Source organism: Trichocoleus sp. FACHB-40 (assembly GCF_014695915.1).
GTDB lineage: Bacteria > Cyanobacteriota > Cyanobacteriia > Cyanobacteriales > FACHB-T130 > Funiculus > Funiculus sociatus.
The window spans coordinates 12,829-32,539 of the sequence record NZ_JACJPF010000052.1 but is presented as its reverse complement, the minus strand read 5'-3'; the positions used below and the strand labels follow the sequence as shown (position 1 = coordinate 32,539).

Here is a 19,711-nt window from a genome sequence, read left to right as displayed (position 1 = left end):
CCCGTAGGTTTGAGCCAAAAACGACCAAGGTATATGAAGAGAAATCCTATCAAACTGATGCCAGTTCTTCCGGCATTGAAATCGAGAAATTATCGGTTATTTTTTGGAGGTCAGGGGCTTTCTCTAATTGGAAGTTGGATGACTCAAGTTGCTACGATTTGGCTAGTTTATAGCCTGACTAATTCCGCCTTATTACTCGGTGTTGTGGGATTTGCAGGTCAATTTCCTAGCTTTATTCTCACCCCTATCGGGGGTGTTTTAGTAGATAAATTCCCCCGCCACCGGATCTTAGTCATTACTCAAATACTTTCTATGATCCAATCCTTAGCGCTTGCTTTTATAGCGTTTACAGGAATAGTAAATATTTGGCATCTGATATTTTTGAGTATATTTCAAGGAGTTGTGAGCGCCTTTGATGCGCCAGCTCGTCAAGCTTTCGTGCCAGAAATCGTAGAAAGAAAAGACGATTTAGCGAATGCGATCGCTCTCAATTCTTCAATGTTTAATGGAGCCAGATTAATTGGGCCTGCTATTGGAGGACTGCTTGTTGCTTCAGTTGGATCTGCTTACTGTTTTCTAATTGATGGACTCAGCTACATTGCGGTGATTGCTGCTTTATTAGCAATGAAGCTAAAGCCCAAAAAACTCAACGTTACAAACACTCATCCTTTGCAGAGATTGAAAGAAGGATTTGTATATACCTTCGGGTTTCCACCCATTCGCGCCATTATCCTGTTGCTGGCTTTAGTCAGCTTTATGGGAATGCAATATACCGTTCTCGTGCCAATTTTTGCCACTAAAATTCTTGGCGGTGGCGCTGAAACTCTGGGTTTTCTAATGGCTGCTTCCGGAGTTGGAGCGTTAGTAGGTGCGGTTTATCTAACTACGCGACAAAGTGTTTTAGGACTAGGAAAATTCATTGCTTATTCACCAGCCTTTATGGGAATTGGACTAATTGGTTTTTCTTTATCCCGCGTACTGGCGCTTTCTCTAGTGATGATGTTAATCGTGGGATTGGGTTTTATTATGCAATTCACATCTAGTAACACAGTTGTTCAAACAATTGTCGAAGATGATAAACGCGGACGGGTGATGAGCATCTACACAATGGCATTTTTTGGTGTCGTTCCCTTGGGCAATTTATTTGCTGGTAGTTTAGCCAATCAAATTGGCGCGCCCAACACCTTAATTATTGCTGGCAGTTTTTGTATCTTAGGTTCCTTACTTTTTGCCAAAGAGTTACCTACTTTAAGACGATTAATCCACCCAATATATACAAAGATTGGTGTAATCAAACCTCAGCCTAATTCATAATTACAACAGAAACTTTCAGGCTGCATACCAACAAATGGATTCAGTCAAAAGTAGTAGAGCGACAAGCTTAATTTGCTGGGTTTGCTGAGGGCTAAAAAGCTCGAAATGTAACCTTTGCCACATTTGTTCAACCCAGCATTTTAGCCTAGACGCGCTACTACCTTAGGTACCCAACCGTGTGAAGGGACTTACACCGTGCAGGTAGTAGACGAGCCTCGCCGGGAGCAAACCGCACGAGAAGCCCTGGTGAGTGTTCGTATTGCCAGGGTAGACATTCAACGACCCGATAACCTCAATGCCCAAGACTATCCCACCAGTGTCCGTCTTTGTACAGTCGAGGCAAAGGAGGTCAACCCACCGGCGGGACAAAAACCGATTCATTGGTGACTGTTGACCACCCATGAAGTCTTTTGTCTGGAACAGGCACTCGAAGTGATTGAGTGGTATTGCTGGCGCTGGCGGATTGAGCAACTGTTTGCCACCCTCAAGTAGGTAGGACTGAATCTCGAAGTCACTCAACTCGAATCGATAGAAGCTATTGAGCGTTTGAGTGTCCTGGCTCTATCAATTGCTGTGCGAACCCTGCAACTGGTGGAAGGGCGAGATAACCCAGACTTTACCTGCCTCGGTTGCTTTCACTTCGGAGCAGCAGCACTGCCTGACTCAACTGGCACCTTCGTTGCAAGGACGCACTCAAAAACAGCAAAATCCTTATCTCCCCAATTCTTTAGCTTGGGCAACCTGGTTAATTGCCGGACTCAGAGGATGGTCGGGTTATCGCTCCCAGCGTCTCCCTGGAATGCCCACTCTAGTTCATGGTCTGCGGCAGTTGGAGTGGCTCTTCCTCGGATGGAAACTTGCTCAGACTCCACTTGTTTGTACACGGTAGCTTCCTTTTTAAGGGGGCTAGGGGGGGTCAAGTCTTATCCGAGAAGTATTGTTTGTTAAATAAATCATATTGTCACCCTGATGCCTTGGCATTTCCCGTAGTGCCTCTAGATGTCTTCGCTATCAAAGAGGAATCTGTTACAGATGTTTTAAATCATCATGTCTTAAATGTTCCAATTTTCTAGCTTAGTTTAGTTAGGCATAAAAATATAAAATTGTCTTATAACTTCTGTTAAAGCTCTTCATATTTTTTATCATGAAGTTAAAATAAAGATTTCATAAAGTTGTAGTAAAGATTTGATAAATTATTAGAGGCTATATTGACAGCACTACGTAAATTCACTAATACATGATCAAAGGGGAAATACCGTTACCCTTTTCTTAGTGTTTTTAACAAAAACCTAAAACGAACAAAGTTAAACTTTGAAAGCTAAGAGGCTAATAAATGAATCGGATGTTAGGATTGCCAGAGCATCCTCCGCCTCAGAACCTTGAGAACGCTTCTCATAGTCTTGCAAATATCCTCAACCTACTGAGGCTATCTCAATCAGATCCCAATCAGGCATCGGAATTTAACCAAGTGTTTGAAATGTGTGAGTTTCAACTTGGCGATCCCTTGGTTAGCTATAATGTATCCCCTCCCCCAGGAAATTCCGTTCATAGTGAACCAGATCGAGAAAACACTGATTGGTTTTATATAATTTGCCAAGGTCGGGTACGGCTGCTTGGTTTTGATGCTACGCAGGGAAGAGAAGTTTCCGCTCTAGTACTGGAAGCAGGCGAAAATTTTGGTGCAGAAGCTTTATTCGGCAATATGGAGCTACAAAGCGCCCTAAGCGTAAGGATGCCAAAAGCGATCGCTGCCAGTGCAGGTGTAGCAGCAAGGATTCCAATTGCACAATTGGAAACTTGGTTAGAGCGACTTCCGAATCTGAGAGACTACTTGCTGAAACTCTCTCAGGAGCGGCAATGTCTAATTTTCTTAAAAACCGCTACAGAATTGCGATCGCTTCCCAGCCTAAGTCTGCGGCAACTCTTACCCTACCTAGTAGAAATACGGATCTCTGCTGGCGAGTCGCTGGAGTATATTCCCGCAGAAACGGGTCGCTTCTGGCTTGGCAATGGGCAAATTCACGGATCGCAGCCACCAGCAGTAGGAGAAAGCTGGGGATATCCAAATCCAACGCCCACAGATTGGGTTGCACAGACAGATTTAGTGGTTTACCATCTGCCCACAGAACATTGGGAAGCAGCGATCGCGATCGCTCCGCTTTTAGCAGTTGTATCCAGCGATAGTGCTAGCAACGGACATCAAAAGCTAGCGAGTCATCAGGCGGTAATGCCGATTCATCGCGTCTCTGTCAATCGTCAGCCGTCACTGAATAACGGACAAACTCCCCTTTCATCACCTTCATCAACAGGAGGGAAAGAAGGGGGAACAGACAACCAACAACCAATTGCTTTTCCCAAACCATTAAAGCCTCGGCGATTGTTAGGACAACGCTATCCATTCATTCAACAGCAGAGTACCGCTGATTGCGGTGCCACTTGCTTAGCAATGATCGGACAGTATTGGGGCAAACGGTTTAGTCTCAATTCCCTCCGCAATCTAGCTGGCGTAGGACGTTTCGGTGCCTCCCTGACTAAAGGCTTAGCTACTGCTGCCGAAAGCGTGGGGTTTCATGCGCGTCCCGTGCGGGCTTCTTTAAGCCGCTTGGTAGATCGGACTAACCCTTGGATTGCCCACTGGCAAGGCGATCATTATGTCGTTGTCTACCAAGTCAAAGGGAGGCGCATCCTGATTGCCGATCCCGCAGTAGGCAGGCGATCGCTTTCTCACCAGGAATTTCAAGCTAATTGGACGGGATACGCCTTACTCCTCGACCCCACAGAACGACTGCAAACAGTCCAAAGTGAGAAACGCTCTCTCGGTAGCTTCTGGGGCATATTGTTGCCTTACCGCTCCCTAATCGGGCAAATTATCTTAGCATCTTTGCTAATCCAGGTTTTTGGACTAATTACCCCCCTATTTACCCAAATCATTCTCGACCGGGTTGTTGTCAACAAAAGCTTTATCACCCTACACGTCTTCGCCATTGGATTGCTACTTTTTGGCATTTGGCGCATCGGCTTAAGTGCTATTCGCCAATACCTGCTGGATTATTTTGCCAACCGATTAGACCTCACCCTGATCGGTGGGTTTATCAGCCATACTTTGACCTTACCCCTGAAGTTTTTTGAATCCCGCCACGTGGGAGACATTATTACGCGGGTGCAGGAAAACCAGAAAATCCAGATGTTTCTAACGCGCCAAGCTGTCACCGCTTGGTTAGATGCCTCAATGGCAATTGTCTATGTGGGGTTGATGGCGTATTATAACTGGCGTTTGACGGTCTTGGTTTTGGCACTGATTCCCCCCATCGCCATTTTGACAGTTGTGGCGAGTCCATTCCTCAGAAAGGTGTCGCGGGAAGTCTTTGCTGAGGAAGCAGCGCAAAACTCCTCCCTTGTGGAAATGATGAACGGCGTTGCTACGGTAAAAGCAGCAGCAGCAGAGCGAGAGTTGCGCTGGCGTTGGGAAGATCGGTTAACTGGTACGTTAAATGCGCGATTTCGGGGGCAAAAACTGGCAAATGGGTTGCAAGCAACTGGCGGCTTAATTAATACTTTGGGTAGTACTGCATTGCTTTGGTATGGGGCGACACTCGTAATGCAGAATCAGCTCACTATCGGTCAGTTTGTCGCATTCAATATGCTGATTGGCAATGTCATCAACCCCGTGCTGGCGTTGGTGAACTTGTGGGATGAACTGCAAGAAGTGATGGTTTCTGTGGAACGGCTGAATGATGTATTTTCAGCCCAACCTGAAGAAAATCCCCAACAACCTCTACTTGTTCTGCCTCATCTGAGGGGTGAGGTGAAGTTAGAGAACGTTACGTTTCGTTACTCTCAGGAGGAGGAGCGCAACACGCTCCAGAATATTTCATTTGAGGTGGCGGCTGGGCAAACCGTGGCGATTGTGGGGCGCAGTGGTTCCGGCAAAAGTACCTTAGTTAGTCTGCTACAAGGTTTATATCACCCTACCAGTGGTCGAATCTGTGTAGATGGACACGATATTCGACACGCTTCTCCCCAATCGTTGCGAAGGCAGTTGGGTGTGGTGCCGCAGGAATGTTTTCTGTTTTCGGGAACTATTATAGAAAACATCACGCTTTACGCTGACGAGTATACGCTAGAGCAAGTGGTGGAAGTTGCTAAACTGGCAGAAGCCCATGCGTTTATTCAAGATATGCCCTTGGGATACAACACGAAAGTTGGGGAACGGGGTACGAATCTCTCTGGAGGACAGCGACAACGGATTGCGATCGCTCGTGCTTTACTCGGCGATCCTCGCATCCTGATTTTAGATGAAGCAACTAGCTCTCTAGATACGGATTCTGAGCGACGATTTCAGCAGAATCTCGCTCGTATTAGCCGCGATCGCACGAGTTTTATCATTGCTCACCGACTTTCTACCGTTCGCGGAGCCGATTGCATCCTAGTGCTAGATCGAGGCATTTTGGTTGAACGCGGCACTCACGAGGAACTAATTGCGCTGCAAGGACTTTATTACCACCTAGCGCAACAGCAGCTCGATCTTTAATCCAACTTGCATACCTCGGATAACTCTGGATGTTCTTGGGTTCTGAATCAATACATCTCGGTTAGCGATGTTTAGTCCAAAGAGATCCCCCTAACCCCCGTAAAAAGGGAGGTTAGGGGGATCAAGCCTTAACCAAAAAGTATTGGGTTCTGAATTGGCAACTAGAAGAGGTGAGCCAAAGATTGAGCCATCAACCCGATAGAACTCAGGCAATCTATAAGGCAATTCTGGATAAATCGAGGTAATACAAGGCTATTGACGCTGAATTTCTTAATTCTGCCTGACTAATATGGAAAAACGAATCGTACCGATTCCCAACTCAGAGCCCTTTAACCCGCCAGCCACATTATCGGCTGCTGTTGGGAATAGCTGGGAAGACCTTCCCGTAGACCTATCCGACGATAGAAGTAGTGAGGCTGCATCTATCTATGGAGGTACAGCTGTCTCCGTACAAAGTCCCCAATCAGAACCCAAATCTTCTGGCTTTTCACTCCGCACTAGAACCGGAAACCAAGAGCCGAAACACTCAGCACCTGCTTCGGGCAACTGGTCTACTTCCCTACAAAATGTTCTGGAAGAGCCGCCTTCAACACTCCCCCGAAAACTGGTATTGGGAGGGTTAGTTTTTTGTGCGGCATTTGCTGTGTGGGCTTGCTTTGGGCAAATTGATGAAGTGGGACACGCCCAAGGGCGATTAGTGCCTAAAGGGGAGGTTTATAAAATTGACCCGGTGGAAATGGGCAAGGTTGTCAATATTGCCGTCAAAGAAGGGCAAGCGGTGAAAGCCGGGCAGATGTTGGTGGAACTGGATACTCAAATTGCTACTGGTGAAGTGGAACGGTTAGAGCAAATGCTGGGAACCAACCAAATCGAGTTAAGCCAGAAGCAAAGGCTTATTGAAAAAATGCGTCAAGAAAGCGGAACTCGTGCGGAAATTGCTAAGGCGGACGTTGAGGCTGCTGCTGCTGCGATCGCCCAAGCTAATGCCAAGACAGCTGCTTCCCAAAAGCTGCTGACTGAATATCTGGCGGATACAGCGGCAAATCAGGCAAGACTAGAACGGCTAAAACCGCTCTCCGGTACGGCGCAAGAACTGCTGGTGCAACGGCAAGCGGATGCGGCGGCGGCGGCTGAGGAAGTGGAACGGCTTAAGCCTCTGGTGGAAGAAGGTGCGATCGCCAAAAAATATCTGTTTGATTCCCAGCAAGTTTTACGCGATCGCCAAAGTGCTATTACCAAAAACAAGCTGGAAGAGGATACGGGTGTCAAGGAACAACTGTTTCAAGCCGAGCAAGCATTACGCGATCGCCAAAGCGCCATTACCGAAACCCAAGGCGAACTCCAGCAAACTCAAGCCCAAGCCGAGCAACTGCAAGCACAGCTGCACCAGAAGCAAGCCGAAGCACGCCGAACGCAGTTAGAGGCACAGCAGCAAATTCAGCAACTGGAAGTAGAAATCACCCAGCTCAAAGCTAAAATTGCTGAAAATAAAAATCTGCTTATCAGTGCTAAGAGCAAGCTAAAACAGCGGTTTCTCTACGCTCCCGTAGATGGTGTCGTGTCATCCCTCAACATCCACAACACAGGCGTTGTTGTGCAACCTGGACAGACCGTTGCCGAACTGGCTGCTGACAAAGCACCTCTAATTTTATCGGCTAGCTTGCCCAATCAAGAAGCAGGCTTTGTCAAGACAGGAATGTCGGTGCAAATCAAATTTGACGCTTTTCCTTATCAAGACTACGGTACCGTTTCCGGGAAGGTACTATCCGTATCCCCCGATGCTAAACCCGATGAACGTCTCGGCACAGTTTATCGGGTAGAAGTGGCGCTAGACCGGAATTCTGTCACCGCCAATAATCAAACCATCCACTTTAAGACGGGTCAGACAGCGACCGCTGATATTATCATCCGGCATCGTCGCATCGCCGACATCTTGCTAGATCCGATCCGGCAGCTGCAAAAAGGCGGCATCAATTTATAAAACGCAAAAAACAGTTTAGTAAAAAGGGCGATCGCTATGACTTATCACATTCCCTGTTCTAATCCCAATCTTGACAAAACCATAAATCCCGAACAGTTGAATCAAGTTGTCGAAGCTATCCTAGCTGGAAAATACTCCTGGGCTTGTGTTTTGCTTCTAAGGTTTTCTGGTTACAATCCTTTACACTACATCCCCTACCGTACTTACAACCGATTGCTCAAAGAAAACTGCCAAATTGGCAGACCCAATCCAGGTGAAACGGATAGTATAAACACAGATAACCAAAGCGATGCTGCTCGGTCTGAGAGCGTATCTCCGCATAATTGCTTAAGCAAGATTACGGATTTGGGTTATTTAGAGGCGGTTAGCGAACCACGTTCCCACCTCAGGGGCGGCAATTTAGAGCAGGGGTTTGTCTTCTCCAATCCAGAAGACGCTCCGGTGGAAGTGGTGGCACCGAAGAAGCCTTGGTTCTCTATTTTTTAAAGGGGAAGCTGCTGCAAAAGTTTCAACAACTACATTCAATTTAATTAAATAATACGAAATCCGCGTCCAAAAACTACTTTTTCTGGGAGAGAAAGAAGGGTACTCAAACTCTTGCTAGGGTGAGACTAATGGCACTTATGTACTCACTCAGGGCTCAGCACTCCGGACTTAGTATAACGCGACAGTTTCATTCTATTGCTAAACTAAAGCCTAGTTCATTTTTCTCAAGAACTAAGCTTTTTTTATTGGCTATATATACGGGTTGTTACATAAATAAATCTGCCAAAATGGCAACACTCTTTTAGTCTACTTAGCTACAGTATTCAGAACAGCCAAACAGGCTAATCAAACCAACCTTTTGAACGAGGACACAGCCATGAATATTTCCGATTTAGATATTTTGGAAGTCGTTTCTGAAGAAACCAGCATTGAAGGTGGATACGCCAATGCATATGCATCTGCATCAGCAAATGCATCTGGAACCTACTACAGCTACACCTCTACCGGAACTTATACCAGTGCTTATAGTAGCTATAGCTACTACGGGCCATACTCTTCTTCCTCCTCAAACTCTGGCTCTAGCTCATCTTCATATTAAGCAGAGATTTGCCGAAATTGCTAGTTAACTATAGAAATCGCTGAAGGCTGAAAAATTGAAGATGAAAAAAAGCTTTCAGCGGTTTTTATCACTAAAAGGAGGGAGGTATAAGTTAATTATAAAATTAGATAATCTAAGTTTCTGTGAGAATCAACTTCCTAGTAATAGCGAAGTATTAAGGGGGAAGAGGAATTACTGTTTCCTCCCCTAGTGGTAGAAGTAGCTGGTCAGCTAGCTCTGACTCTGCTCGTAGCGCACAGGCTATTTTAGAGATTTTTTCTTTGACAAAAGCACTGGGGACTTTGGCTATGTAATCGGAGCTGGATACTCTGCCTCTATCAGCGACGCAGCATCTGGCGCTCTGGCTAATGGTAGTACCTATGCCTTATGATTTGCCGGAGCTGGTACTTTCTCAAGCTTATGTAATTTTGGTTTAAATAAATAAGCTGTTGATTAGAAACGCTACAAAAATGCTTGTTCTAATCAATGGCTTAAAGTCGGTTTTTCAACTTTTTTATAGCCAAAATTTCCTACTTGCTCTTATCTCTATTAATAAGGAGATAGCGATGATTAGCTCATCAAATAAAGACGTTTTCTATCTTTGCATACTCGGAAGCATAGTAGTTACTTTTGCTTCTCCTTCCCAAGCTAACCCGATCCCCAGTTTCACTCCTCCTAATTTCACTCCTCCTAGTGGCATCGCCCCTAGTGTCAGCAGTAGTTCCAGTAGCTCTAGTTCATCCTCATCTTCAGGCGGTTCTGGTAGCAGTAGTACTGCGACAGCAACCTCGCCCACAGGAACCAGTAGCAGTAGCCAGACAACATTCACTCCCGGAGCAACCTCCAGCAGCGCTAGCGCTACAGCAACTGCGACAACAACTGCTCCCCCTACCACTAGCGCCACAGCAACAGCACCCGCTCCCGTATCTCCGAATTCTGGCACAACTTCACCTGCACCCGTACCCGCACCCGTATTTACCAATCCCGGTGGCGCAAGTGTAAATGCACCCGCACCCGCACCCGTATTTACCAATCCCAGTGCCGCACCCGCCGCCGTATTTAGTAATAGTAATTCTGCTACCGCCGCAAATGTAAACGCACCTGCTGCCGTATTTAGTAATTCTGCTAGTTCTGTAAGTTCGGGAACAACACCATTCGTAAGAACATTTTCATCCGCAACAACATCCATTAGCACCTTTTCCTTACCATCGTCTCTCCCAACTAGCAGCGCTATTAGTGCTGGCAACAAAGAAAACCGTGTTGAGGATAATCAGGATAGTAGCGTCAGCCGACAGATTCCCTACAGAGTGATAGGAGTACCCAGCCGCGTTTTTCCAGGTTTAGGTATGAGGGCAATTCCCATTAATTCCAACTAATACTAATGTGCAGTTGCATAAAATTGCTCAGTGGTCATTGCACATTAATACTATGCACGAATGACGCGAGATAGTATAATACAGTTTCACGATGTTTCTGCGATACCCTAACTCTAGGAAAATTGGAATGCGTAGTAATGAGTTTTGACCACTTTATGTGTATCAAATAAAACCTAACATGAAATATTTTTCAGGGTCATCCGTTGAAGTTAATGAAATTGTTGATTTCCTGAAAAAAGACCTACAGTTAAAAGAAGTATGTCAGAAGATTTTATATCAAAAAATTATTACCCAAGCTGCTCAGGAAAGAAGTTTAGCCGTCATGCCAGAGGAAATCCAGGCTGAGGCGAACAAGCTGCGTTACGCCAGGCGTTTGGAGAAGGCTGCTGATACGTTAGCATGGCTAGCCGATCAGATGATCGCTCCCGAAGACTGGGAGGCAGGAATTTGCGATCGCCTGATTGCTAAAAAATTAGCAGAGAGTCTTTTTGCCAAAGAAGCAGAGAAGTTTTTTGCCCAAAACAAGCTGAATTTTGACCAAATCTTACTGTATCAAATTATTCTTCCTGATGAAAGAATTGCCCAAGAACTCTTCTATCAAATTGAAGAACGGGAAATTAGCTTTTATGAGGCAGCTCACCTTTATGATATTGATGAGCGGCGTAGACATCAATGCGGTTATGAAGGCAAGCTTTACCGTTGGAGCTTTAAGCCAGATATATCAGCGGTTGTCTTTAGTGCCAAACGAAAAGAGGTGTTTGGCCCAGTTTCCACCGACCAAGGTTATCATCTGTTTATAGTTGAAGAGTTTATCCCAGCTCAATTAACGCCTCAAACACATCAAGAGATCGTGGATAGGATGTTTAAAGAGTGGCTAGCTAGCGAGCTAAACTATATGCTACATAGCACAACAGCTTAAAAAAGCTACCTCCCTAAATATTTCGGGTTGGGGTAATTTAAAAGATTATTAGCCTATAAATAAACATTGATTATGATCCACTCTAGAATCTTAATCCAACGGGTAGTTTCACCAGATGGAAAAAGCGTTGCGTCAGCCAAGAGCATAGCGATCGCATCTGGCGCTGAGAGTACAATTAGTCAAACCGTCACCGTTCAAGTTTCTTCCAGCAAGGGTTGTAGCAGTAGCTCAACATCTAGTACCTCTAAATATACACAAAAAAACTAAACATCAAGAAACCCGTTTTCCTAGAGAAAACGGGTTTTTAAGTCGAGGTTTAAACTTCTTGCGCCAAGTCAGGAGAAAGGTTAAAGGAGAAGGGGAAGAAATATTACTTACTTCTTCCGTTTTTACTATGCTTTCCTAGCAGGGAAAGCAGAGGAAGCTTTTCCCTTTTCCCTCCTATTGCAAAAGGGACTTTTGTAATAGGTCTATTACTACGTTTATTTCTGCCTACCCCTTTATTTACTTAGTGCCAAGTAATACCTCAGCAGGCAAGTCGCTGTACTTTACCAACTATGAAATTGGGATGCAATTAGTAAAATTTTGATAGGCTGAAATCTCTATAGTTGCTGTACTTTACCTCAACTTTGATGCCAATACTTTATTTCTAGCTCTATATCCAACGCCTATTAAGCAAAAGATAAGTAAAGCAAAAGTTCCGGAAGACTCAGGAGTTTTAACGACTACTTGATTCCTTTTAATTTCTACTAAAGTTAGATAAGTTAAGCTATCGAAAGTACGCGAATACTTACCTGTAACCGAGGCTCTGGCAGATTCTTCGCTCCCTCCATAAGACTTCTTAAGAAAATCTTTCAATGGTTTAGAGGTGGTAATGCTATTACTCTTATTACCTATAAAGAAATCACCGCCACCTGGAGTATTTAATTTACTGGATATACTAAAGAAATCTAAGAGAATCCAGTTGTCCCGCTCGTTAGTGTTATACAACTGAAAAGATATCTCTCCAGCAGCACTAGCGCGTTCAAATTTGGGATTTTCAATGGAAGTCTTTAGCTTTAAATCAGCTAAAAAATCAAAAGAAAACCTTTGTTTATCTCTCACGAGAAAATCGTAACCGATAATGGCAGCAGTGCTTTGGGCTAAACCAAAGTAATTTTTACCTGCACCGTTTGCTGTACTTACAGAGGAGTTTTCGGCGAATGTCGGCGGTTTTAAAGGATCGGCTGTAAAAGAGGCGTTAGCGTTAGCGTTAGTAGTCACTTGACCGTTGGTTGCAATTGTATCAGTCAAAGTATCGGTGAAAGTCTCAACCCCTAAAGGATTGTGACTAAAGTTATTAACTTTGAATGTTGCTTCAGACTTGGCTAGAGTAGCCGCAAAACTGGGTGAAGCAACAACCAGAGAGCCAGTTACTAACGGTGTAACGAATAGAAATAAGCCTACGCCCAGCTTGTATTTTAGTGCCATTAAATCTTTTCCTTCGTATTTCAATAGATATCAGAAAGTAAATTTTTCTGATTTGCCGAAATTTACTGCCCTAGCCGTGTATTAAAAACAGCATTATAAATATAGGGCTGTTCGCTTCTAAGAGAAATAGTCTTATCGTCAAATGGATGAGATTCCCAAACCAGAGATGTTAGGCTAAAAATCTCGACGATAAAAATTCCTACTGCAATAAAGCCAGAAAAAGTAGCTGCGTACTGTCTCCGTAATTATACTAATGCCATATTGATAAAGTTGATGTAAAGCTAACGTAATTAAGAATATTTTTTTTTAAAGATTGTGTGAAGTAGGAACCGTCACTGGATGCTGGACAAAATGGGAAGATTGCCATTCTATGTATTTGTTCTATATAAACTGTTATTAGGAACAAAATCACAAGTAGCCGCACAGGTGCTATTTTTGCCCGCAAAAGGCGAGGCAAATATTGTCAATAGCGGTAGTAGTGCGCTGTAGAGTATCACTCGGAAGCAATCAAGGAGTACCGAAAGGTAGTAGAGGAACACCTGGAAAAAACCAAGAAACCCTTGGACAAATCAAAGTAGCATCTAACAGTTAGTTGTCAGATGTCAGTGGAAAAATTTTTCGGTGCGCCTCAATTATTCCAAGTGAAGTGAAACGTTGCTCCTGCGCCTGGTTCAGACTCAACCCACACTCGTCCCCCCCGACTCTCGACGATTTTCTGAACCACTGAAAGACCGATACCAGTTCCTTCAACTTTGTCCCTAGACTCCAGCCGCTGGAAAATGCCCCAGATTCTCTGATGGTACTCTGGTGAAATTCCTTGGCCGTTGTCAGTGACTGAGAACTCGTAGGATTTTCCCATCCGAAAACCTACATCGATACGCACATCAGGACGCTGAGAATACTTGATAGCATTGTTGATCAAGTTCATAAAAATCTGTTGCAACGGCACCCGCTGAGTTTTTAGCGTCGGCATATCCGACTGTACAATAATTGAAACTTCAGTGGGAGGGGCGAGCAGTTCGATTACTTCATCTAGTAAGGTGGAGACATTCACCGTCTCGATTGGTGTTTGCACGCGACCTGCGCGAGAATATTGCAGAATGCCGTCAATCAGGGCTTCCATGCGGTGTACCCGTCCGCGCAGCAAGCTCATATGCTGGCGGGATTCATCACTGAGTTGATCTGCAACGTCTTCCTCGATCCATTCGGAAAGATTAGCGATCGCCCGCAGAGGTGCTTTCAAATCATGGGATGCAATATAGGCAAATTGGTCTAACTCGCGATTACTGCGCTCTAACGCTTCGGTTAGTTGGGTGAGTGCTTCGGCTTTTTTCTCCAGTTCCTGACGCGATCGCACCTGTTCAGTCACCTCTACCGCGTGGGTCATTATCCCATAAACCTTGCCATCCACATCTAATAACGGTTGGTAAACAAAATTCCAGAAACTTTCCTCTAAAATGCCATCGTTGTTGCGGTCGAACATCGCCCGCATCTCTTTGCCGACAAAAGGTTCGCCACTGGTATAAACCCGGTCTAACAACTCGAAAAAGCCTTGCCCTTGCAAATCCCAGAACGCCTCCCGTGCGGGTTTACCGAGGATATCTCGCTTTTCAACAATCTGCATATACAGTGGGTTAGCTGTTTCGGTGACATGGTTCGAGCCACGGGTGATGGCAATTGCGGCTGGTGCCTGCATGAAAACCCCCTGTAGTTCGGCACGCGCCGCTTGGGCTTCGGCTAAAGCGCGATCGCGTGCCTCCTCTACTTGTTTGCGCTTGGTAATATCCGTGTGTACTCCCACCCATTCCCGAATGCTGCCATCTGCTTCCAGCACTGGCACCCCCCGAACACTCATATATCTATATTCCCCATCCTTTCGCCGTAGACGATGCTCAACTTGGTAAAGAGTTCGGTTAGCAAGGGCAGTTTCCCACGCCTGCGCTGTGTGAGCTTGGTCGTCTGGATGAATAGCATTGAGCCACCCCCAGCCTTTATACTCCTCATAGGTTTGTCCTGTGAACGCACTCCATCCAGGCTGAGGAGTGACAAGTTCCCCCTCAGCTTTGGTGTCCCAGATAATCTGAGCAGTAGCTTCAATTAGGGAACGGTAGCGCTGTTCGCTTTTGCGGAGTGCTGACTGCACCGTTTCCACCTCCATACCTGCTGCTCGTTCGCAGGACAGTTGCCAAGATTTTTCCGTAGAGACGCCATATATCGAGTCTTTACAATTGGTAATGTCCACCATTAAGCCGCGCAACAGCTTGGGGCGATCGCATTCATCTTTAACGACGCGCACTACATCTTTGATGAATACGATGCGACCATCAGATGCGATCGCCCGATACTGAAATTCGCCTTCTCGCCCCTCGTTAATCGCGAGCGCACAGAAGTTTACGCACCAGTTGCGATCCTCTGGATGGAGAATTCGATCCTGCCAGAAGTTCGGCTCATTTAACCACTGACTGACAGGATAGCCGAGGATATCAATAGCGCGATCGCTGACAAAAGTAAACCTCCACGTTACCGCGTCCATTTCCCAGACAATGGCATCAGTTCCCTGCACCAGCTCAACAAAGCGAGTCAATTGCGTTTCTGCTGTACTTGGTGCCGTTTGTAACTGGGTTTCACTCATTGCTTAAGTCTTGTTTTTAATATGACTGGGTGATACTGATGCTTCGCAAAACGAGGATTCATCACAAAAAAAATTCGGTGACAAAACCCTTTTATTAGTTATGTGAATACTAAATAAACCTCAGAAAAAATATACTTCCTGCCTCCTTCCCGCTTCGGGAAGGGGAGGTGAGCAACTATTTCTTTTAAGTAAATTCTGCGGCAATTCCGTCCGTTTTTGCCGCCATAATAAAATCGTTGCGGTGCAGCCCACAAATAGCGTGAGTCCACCAACTCACCGTCACCTTACCCCACTCCGTAAGCAATGCGGGATGATGTCCTTCTTCTTCCGCTGCTTCGCCCACTTTATTTGTCAACGCTAGTGCTGTCTGAAAATCTGGAAACTCATAAGTGCGTTCCAGCCTGGGTATGCCATCCACTTCTACAATGTTCCAGTCTGGAACCTGCGGCTTGAGTTCTGCGATTTCCTCATCGGTAACGCGAGGTGCATCCTTATTGCAAGCGCTGCACTTTTGTTGTGTCAGATTTGCCATACTTCCCTGCTTGTGACAGTAAATTGCTCAAATTTACTAAAGTGAGCTTTTTAGCACATCGTCCCTAAAGCGGATTTTGCCGGGATGGGGAGGGTGAGCGCGATCGCGCTAAGCCGTCTTTAACCACTTCAGCAAGGCGCTTTAATAGCATTGATGTAAAAAAACTGGTTGGCTTCTTCAATGTTGCCAATTACCAGAAAGCCAGCATTCATAATCTGAGCAAGCAAATCAGACTGTTTCTCTAACCAGCGGTTTATAGGTTCAGAAATTTTCAATAAACCACCGAACTTAAGCACGCGATAGGCTTCCTTAAGATAATCTGGATAGTTGATGCCCATTAGAGAAAGAGAAAAGACAGCAACATCAAGTTTTTCGTCTTCTAAGGGAGTATGAGCAATATCGCAGGCGATCGCGGTTTCATTGATGGCGATGTGATCGAAGGAGTAAACCTTGTTCGGCAGAGACTCGGCAAGTTTGGCTTCACCGCAACCAAAGTCACCTACAACCCAGTCAGGACGTTTTTCAAGGGACTTGGCAATCTTTTCATAGGGGATTTCCGTCCAAGTTTTTCGCGCCTCACGGTAGAGTGTGTGATACAAGTACCATTCCTCTGGATTCTGATTTAGTCGTTCATGGGTAGTTTGGCTGTAGGCGCTGTTGAAGCGACTGTTCATCATGGAGAAATCGCCAAATCGACGCAGGGCAATTTCTGTCTCGAATTCTGGTAAGGGGACTTTTAACTGGGTACGCTCAAAGACGAAAACCCCATCCTGTTCTATCCGTGAAATCCATGCTTGTAGAGCCTCATTTGCCTTCTTTTGCATGGTTTCGGGTGATGCCAGTTCCCCTTCAGGAATAACCCCATCTACAGCAGCATCAGCGAGAGTTTTCTTCCACTGAATCCGATGCCACCGCATCTTATCCCAAGACCAGATATCATCTTTATGGGCAAGGACAACCTGCGGGATGATTACCTCAACTTTCTCGAAAGCTGAGCCTTGTCGGTAGAGTCGCCCAACGAGTTGTTCATACTCAGCGCTAGTCCAAGGCAAACTGACAACCATTAAGCGGTTACAAACATATTGCAGTCCATCAACGCCAGTGCCAACAGGCGCGGTTCCAATCAATACATCAACTTTGCCTTTACAGAACTGCTCTAACCCAGTCTTTTCCTCACCTGTGAATAAACCAACTGTAAAGCCAGCATTCTGGATTGCCTGACGCAATGGCTCGATTAGCCCTGTGAGGTAATGGGTGTAAACGAGGGTTCCTTTTCGCAATGCACTAACAATTGTGTCGATTTTGGCATCGAGTAAAACCTGTTCTTTATCGAGAAGGCTACCCTGAAACGCTTTTACTAATTGGGGAAGAAATGACTCGCCAGGGATTTCAGGATGGGTTGTTTCAATATCCAGCTTGTAGTTTGGTCGGTAGCGGATGCCATACAGAATTAGCTTCTCGTGCATGGCGATCGCATTCGCAATACTACTAAATGTCTTGAGGTCGCTGAACTCCACACCCTTAATCATCTCTAGCAGTGCTTTGGCTTCGTAGAGGTTGTTAATTACAGGTGTGGCACTCATGCCAAGAACACACAAATCGGGGTTTTTCTGCCTTGCCTCACACAGTAGACCATTGACTACTTGCCGACGTTTGCTTTCTACTTTAGGAGTGCGCTGTTTAACGTTTTGAATTTCATCTAAAACAATAAAGTCAATTTGGTGATTATCGACCAACTGCCGTGCCATCTTGTCTGAATTTGGCTGCTGGAAGGTTTCAAAGTTCAGAATCAGGTAAGTATGCTTTTCTGGATTAACTTGGATATCGCCACGCTCTTTAACGATAACCATGCTGTCGGGATAGACGGATGCGATCGCGTCTTTCCACCCTTTGACGGTACTGTTGAAGGCGATGATGATTGTCAAACGTGCATTAATTACACGGCTTGTCAAAATGGCGGATATCGTCTTACCTGCGCCAACACCTGACCAGTTGCCCACTCGTCGTTCTGTGAGTACGCGATAGGCTGTAAGCTTTTGCATTAGTTTGGGTGGTGCATGGAAGCTATAGCCTGGGGGAATAGGAAGATTATTTGCCCCATCGTACTGGCTTAAGAAACGGTTGCGGATCTCGTTAAAGTAGGCTCCACCTGTTTCGGTACGGAGGCGATCAAGGTTGAATTTAGGGTCATTATTTAGGCAAGCTTGCCAGATTTCGCTGACTCGGTTACAGACAAGAAATTCTAGTGTTTCCTCATCCGAGGTGATTCCTGCATCAACTAAGAGGTCAACTGCTTTGAGTGCTGCAAAAGAGCGAAGTGTAGGCAGTTCTTCAGTAGTTTCTTCCTCGGTAGGAACTACATTGGGGGCTATTTCCTCATCATTGCCAAGTTCTTCGTTATTAAGTTCGGCGTTCTGTTCCTTAATTTCATCAATAATTTTCTCAAAATCAGACTCAGGGTTAGGTGAGGAGCATAAGCCTTGAATGGTCTTAATAAGGCGAGTATTACTGTTGTAACCATTTGTCGAGGCAGCTATCATGCCGTTTTGACGCATGATGGCGTATAGTTCCGAAGGCTGGAGACTTGGCAAAACAGGTTCAATGCTACGCAGGAAACACAAAACAGAGTTGTGGTTCCATTTGTTAAAGACACCTAACCAATCCCCCCAACCTGCCCAACCCTTACCTTTATAGGTCTTGGAAGGAAGTGAGGGTATATCATTCGGTCGGTTCTTGCTCTTAGACCATTCAAACCATTCAGCTTGGATCTTAAATCTCAGGCTGCGGGCAAAAGTGCGGGCTTCCTCAAAGGAGCGATAGGTTCGGTCACAACCAGCAACATAACCTGTCCCAAGCCAATCACCCCAGCCTAACCAGCCTTTATTCTTATAGACACCGGGAGGATGTGCTGGAATATCATCCGGTTTAGCACTGCTCTTAGACCAAGTTCTATATTGATTTTGATTTTTAAAATTAAGGCTGCGAACGAAAGTACGGGCTTCTTCATAGGGTCGATAGGTTCGGTTAAAGTTAGCAATAACACCAGTTCCAAGCCAATCACCGATGCCTGCCCAGCCTTTATTTTTATAAGTACGTTCTGGTGTTGCAGGAATATTATCTGGTTTAGCACTGGTCTTAGACCATTTGAACCATTCTGCTTGATTCTTCAATCCCAGGCTGCGGACAAAAGTACGCGCTTCCTCGAAAGGTAAGTAAGTTCGATTCTGAGAAGCAATAGTATCAGTCCCAAGCCAATCACCCCAGGTATTCCAGCCTTGATCGCTGTAACTCTCGCTTGGATATGCCGGAATATCATCCGGTTTAGCATCGCTCTTAGACCAAGCGTACCATTCAGATTGACTCTTCAATCCCAAACTGCGGACATAAGCACGCGCTTCCTCAAAGGGTCGATAGGTTCGATACCGAGGAGCAATAGTACCTGTCCCAAGCCAATCACCCAAGTTAACCCAGCCTCGATCTTTATAAGCTTTCGGAGGGTGTGCAGGAATATCCTCTGGTTTATCGCTGCTTTTAGCCCATGCTACCCATTCAGTTTGGTTCTTCAATCCCAGACTGCGAACATAAGCACGGGCTTCTTCAAAGGGTCGATAGGTTCGGTTTTGATTGGCAATTGTACCTGTCCCCAACCAGTCACCCATGCTTATCCAGCCTTGATTTTTATAAGCTTGGTCTGGAGCCTTGGGAATATCATCTGGTCTAGCATCGCTCTTAGACCAAGCTTTCCATTCAGTTCCACTTTTCAATCCAAAGCTGCGGACATAAGCACGCGCTTCCTCGAATAGACGCCAGCTATAGCGCGGTTTTTCCTTTGTGTCTTTCATCTTTAACATCTATCAATGTGGCTGACGGGT

12 protein-coding genes and 1 pseudogene are annotated in these 19,711 nt (G+C 45.5%); 8 read left to right on the top strand and 5 right to left on the bottom strand.

What is annotated here, in order from left to right; all coding sequences use genetic code 11:
- Window positions 1-33: 33 nt before the first annotated feature.
- The 6 genes and pseudogenes from H6F63_RS11335 (at window position 34) to H6F63_RS11305 (ending at window position 8,910) form a co-directional block, all read left to right on the top strand.
- Complete coding sequence (locus tag H6F63_RS11335; RefSeq protein WP_190637407.1) at window positions 34-1,314, top strand: MFS transporter; 1,281 nt, start codon at window positions 34-36, stop codon at window positions 1,312-1,314.
- 171 nt (window positions 1,315-1,485) lie between these two features.
- Window positions 1,486-2,203: pseudogene (locus H6F63_RS29975) on the top strand (IS4 family transposase); the annotation flags it as partial.
- 444 nt (window positions 2,204-2,647) lie between these two features.
- Window positions 2,648-5,845, top strand: coding sequence for an ABC transporter transmembrane domain-containing protein (locus H6F63_RS11320; protein WP_190637401.1), 3,198 nt, complete (start codon window positions 2,648-2,650; stop codon window positions 5,843-5,845).
- Window positions 5,846-6,134: 289 nt separating this feature from the next.
- Complete coding sequence (locus H6F63_RS11315; protein WP_190637399.1) at window positions 6,135-7,826, top strand: HlyD family efflux transporter periplasmic adaptor subunit; 1,692 nt, start codon at window positions 6,135-6,137, stop codon at window positions 7,824-7,826.
- A 36-nt stretch (window positions 7,827-7,862) separates the two neighbouring features.
- Window positions 7,863-8,312 (top strand): HetP family heterocyst commitment protein, encoded by a 450-nt coding sequence (locus H6F63_RS11310; protein WP_190637397.1) that lies wholly within the window; start codon window positions 7,863-7,865, stop codon window positions 8,310-8,312.
- Between the two features lie 376 nt (window positions 8,313-8,688).
- A complete protein-coding gene (locus H6F63_RS11305) occupies window positions 8,689-8,910 on the top strand; it encodes a hypothetical protein (RefSeq protein WP_190637396.1) in 222 nt (73 codons plus the stop codon).
- Between the two features lie 595 nt (window positions 8,911-9,505).
- Here H6F63_RS11305 and H6F63_RS11300 read toward each other — a convergent pair.
- On the bottom strand, window positions 9,506-10,156 hold the full coding sequence (locus H6F63_RS11300) for a hypothetical protein (protein ID WP_190637394.1): 651 nt from the start codon (window positions 10,154-10,156) through the stop codon (window positions 9,506-9,508).
- 308 nt (window positions 10,157-10,464) lie between these two features.
- On the opposite strand from H6F63_RS11300, the gene H6F63_RS11295 reads away from it, so the two are divergent.
- Both H6F63_RS11295 and H6F63_RS11290 read left to right on the top strand, forming a co-directional pair.
- Complete coding sequence (locus H6F63_RS11295; RefSeq protein WP_190637392.1) at window positions 10,465-11,205, top strand: peptidylprolyl isomerase; 741 nt, start codon at window positions 10,465-10,467, stop codon at window positions 11,203-11,205.
- A gap of 72 nt (window positions 11,206-11,277) precedes the next feature.
- The gene (locus H6F63_RS11290; RefSeq protein WP_190637389.1) at window positions 11,278-11,472 is read left to right on the top strand and encodes a hypothetical protein; all 195 of its coding nucleotides are present in this window, start codon (window positions 11,278-11,280) and stop codon (window positions 11,470-11,472) included.
- Window positions 11,473-11,823: 351 nt separating this feature from the next.
- Here the strand turns inward: H6F63_RS11290 and H6F63_RS11285 are convergent, their stop codons facing one another.
- The 4 genes from H6F63_RS11285 to H6F63_RS11270 all read right to left on the bottom strand — a co-directional run bounded on the left by H6F63_RS11285 (window position 11,824) and on the right by H6F63_RS11270 (window position 19,681).
- Window positions 11,824-12,699, bottom strand: coding sequence for a PEP-CTERM sorting domain-containing protein (locus tag H6F63_RS11285; RefSeq protein WP_190637386.1), 876 nt, complete (start codon window positions 12,697-12,699; stop codon window positions 11,824-11,826).
- A 604-nt stretch (window positions 12,700-13,303) separates the two neighbouring features.
- Window positions 13,304-15,307 carry a PAS domain-containing protein gene (locus H6F63_RS11280; protein ID WP_190637383.1) on the bottom strand — a complete coding sequence of 668 codons (2,004 nt, stop codon included), beginning with the start codon at window positions 15,305-15,307 and terminating at the stop codon, window positions 13,304-13,306.
- A gap of 184 nt (window positions 15,308-15,491) precedes the next feature.
- The gene (locus H6F63_RS11275; RefSeq protein ID WP_190425889.1) at window positions 15,492-15,839 is read right to left on the bottom strand and encodes a 4a-hydroxytetrahydrobiopterin dehydratase; all 348 of its coding nucleotides are present in this window, start codon (window positions 15,837-15,839) and stop codon (window positions 15,492-15,494) included.
- 128 nt (window positions 15,840-15,967) lie between these two features.
- Window positions 15,968-19,681 (bottom strand): methyltransferase domain-containing protein, encoded by a 3,714-nt coding sequence (locus tag H6F63_RS11270; protein WP_190637381.1) that lies wholly within the window; start codon window positions 19,679-19,681, stop codon window positions 15,968-15,970.
- Window positions 19,682-19,711: the final 30 nt, after the last annotated feature.